Below are 2,567 nucleotides of genomic sequence, written 5' to 3'. Positions count from 1 at the left end.
GCAGCCTTCTCATACCCGCCGTCTTTAACATCGTATCGTTGCAGTTTCATGGTTCCACCTCCGGCAGAAGTACATAATGGGACGCAAGCATTGCTGTAACTTTGGCGTACTTTGCGCGACAGTCGGCATTCTCAGCCTTGAGTGCCTCCATCTCCGCCTCGTGAATATCGGCGCGGATATATTCCACGTCCGTCTTGTGGGTTCGCTCATAAGCGCAGACACCTACAAGTTTTCCGTGGTTCAGTGGAACGTAAATATTCTCTGGGGCACTCATAGGCCATCTCCTTCCGTCAGAGTGACCGAGCCGCGTGCGATGATTTTGCCCCCGAATGGCACGCAATTATCCCATGTTAGATATGGTTCTCCACCAGATACGGATACCATCACCGACTCCCGGCTCATGGTGCGCTTTGGGGTGGGGATGTTTTCGAGTTCTTCCTCACGGAAAATACGAAAATACCCCTCGCCATCCCGGACAACTACTTTCCCGCTTTCGGTGCGGTCTACAAACTCCCTGACTACGAGACCCCCAATTGCCCGCATAGGCTTGCTCGTGTCCAGGGGCGGCGGGGCTTTTGGTTCCGGCTGCACCTCCTCCGCAACATCCTCGATCAGCTTCACGAGATAGTTTGGGCCGGTTGCGTCTTCGTTTATTCGGATACCTTTGGAGTTATACTTTCTCCCGTTCGGTGGGAAGCCTGCTGCTGTCCCGTAAAACGGGAAGTTGTCGCGATCCCATGTCTGCGGCCCCGCGTCGGCGAGCGTGACCTTGATCCCGCTCGCATCTTCCCACACTTGCCCGGATTTAAGTTCTGGGCGCACGGGTTCGCTCAGTGTGGCGCGTTCTGTTGCATACCTCGAAAACCCGTTATTACCATCCGCGTCACCTTCCGTGCACACAAAAGTCCAATTACCTCTATTATCGAAAACCACAACCCCCTCCAACCGCACCCGATCACCCACCTTAAACTCGCTCATTTTCCACCCCCTTTAATCGTCGCCAATAACGACGCCAATACCATCTTATTCCGCACAACCGGAGTCACCCGCGTAGACTGAGGCTTGCGGTGATACCCGTTGTCATCCACCGGTAATCCGACGGCTTTGCGTTCTGCGTTGATTCGTGCTAATCGACCCATTTATATCTCCCTAAAAAGTGGCCCGGATTACGCGCCGGGTCGCGTGATGCGTTTATCGTGCTTGGTTTCCTTACCACGAATGACTCGTTACGTTCCTTTGGTTTTCTTACGCCGCCTGACTCGTTTCACGGCAATGGTTTTCTCCTTGGGTGTGTCTCGTTCATCTCTAGTGGGTTTCTTCCCTGTTATGACTCTCAAATCAAGCCGCATGATCTCTCAAATGCAGCTTTGCAACGTGATACGGTTCCGTTGGTGCGTACCCCTCCAGTTTGCGCCACTCCCGATGCAGGTCGATAAGAAACATCTTAATCATATACCGCACCGCCATATTGTGAATGTGGCCCTTGCTTTCCTCGGTGAGGTCTGGACGATTCTGCAATCGGTTCTTGTATCCATCATAAATATCTCGATATGGTCCGCCGAGTTTTATAAAAGACGAGCCAAGTACGCCGATCAGTTTTGTCTTGAGGAAAGGGTTAAAGGTAATTCCCTTCCGCACATCCTCTTTTCCGTCCTTCGTGGTGTATGTCACGTCCACAAGATGTGCAGATTTGCGGGAACGCCCGGCCATCACGCCATCATCGTTGGGTGCCACATCAAGCCCGGCGTATTTGTGTAGGCTTGAGGGATACATGGCCTTGCTGATATCTATTTCGCTGATGATAACGCCAGCCATCGCCGGGCCAACCCCGCGCACGCCATCTAAAAACGATGTCCAGACGGGGTAGCTTTTCAAGGTACGACCGATGTCCTTGAATTGCGATTCTTCCGCATTTAGAAGTGCCAGATATTCTTTCACCAGCGTAAACTCGCTTGCGTCAGACAGCAGTTTGTATCCGTTAAAGTCCGATTCCTTAACCTTTCGCACTTTCCCGTTTTGCGTGATGGCGTCGGTGATGCGCTCATATTCTGAGCGAAGTTCTTTCAATATCTGCGCCGCCACTTCCTCCAGTTCATCTTCTCCGTGTCCGGGCATCTGCCCGATCTTGGTCTTGAAGGCCGCCACTACGCGCAACCCAGATTGAATACGGAGCTTCTGCAAATCATAGGCCCCGCGTACCATTGCTCTCATTACTGATTTGTTCATTTTATTTCTCCTTGTGATACGTTAATGAAAATTGGTTTTCTTTCCTTTCTTGACTCGTTTAGCAGTACTGGGTTTCTAAAGTGCTGTGACTCGTTTCCGTCCCTTGGTTTTCTCGTACACAATGACTCGTTCGCGGCCAATGGATTTCTCGCGTGTTGTGACTTGCTCCCTTCACCCCGAAGCCCAGGCCTCGTCTCATTCCCGTACAGCAACCACCGAAGGAGAAGCGGGGCGATGGCTGCCTCCGTTACGCACGGTGGCCTGGCGTCATGGACACCAAAAACTCCGTCATATTCTTTGCTGGCTTCCATCGCACCGAACTCAGGAATTTATGCGCCTGG

The 2,567-nt window shown here is 52.2% G+C and carries 4 protein-coding genes; all 4 read right to left on the bottom strand.

Annotated features, from left to right (window positions below; translation table 11 throughout):
* Window positions 1-46: 46 nt before the first annotated feature.
* Window positions 47-274 carry a hypothetical protein gene (locus ACYC56_RS15125; protein ID WP_461375000.1) on the bottom strand — a complete coding sequence of 76 codons (228 nt, stop codon included), beginning with the start codon at window positions 272-274 and terminating at the stop codon, window positions 47-49.
* The gene (locus ACYC56_RS15120) at window positions 271-978 is read right to left on the bottom strand and encodes a hypothetical protein (protein ID WP_461374999.1); all 708 of its coding nucleotides are present in this window, start codon (window positions 976-978) and stop codon (window positions 271-273) included. The genes ACYC56_RS15125 and ACYC56_RS15120 overlap by 4 nt, the downstream gene beginning before the upstream one ends.
* Window positions 975-1,139 (bottom strand): hypothetical protein, encoded by a 165-nt coding sequence (locus ACYC56_RS15115; RefSeq protein WP_461374998.1) that lies wholly within the window; start codon window positions 1,137-1,139, stop codon window positions 975-977. Before ACYC56_RS15115 ends, ACYC56_RS15120 begins: the two co-directional genes overlap by 4 nt.
* A gap of 199 nt (window positions 1,140-1,338) precedes the next feature.
* A complete protein-coding gene (tas, locus tag ACYC56_RS15110) occupies window positions 1,339-2,226 on the bottom strand; it encodes a TIGR-Tas system RNA-guided endonuclease (protein ID WP_461374997.1) in 888 nt (295 codons plus the stop codon).
* Window positions 2,227-2,567 lie beyond the last annotated feature (341 nt).

This window comes from Candidatus Aquicultor sp. (assembly GCF_054640775.1).
This window is presented reverse-complemented; position numbering and strand designations above follow the sequence as displayed.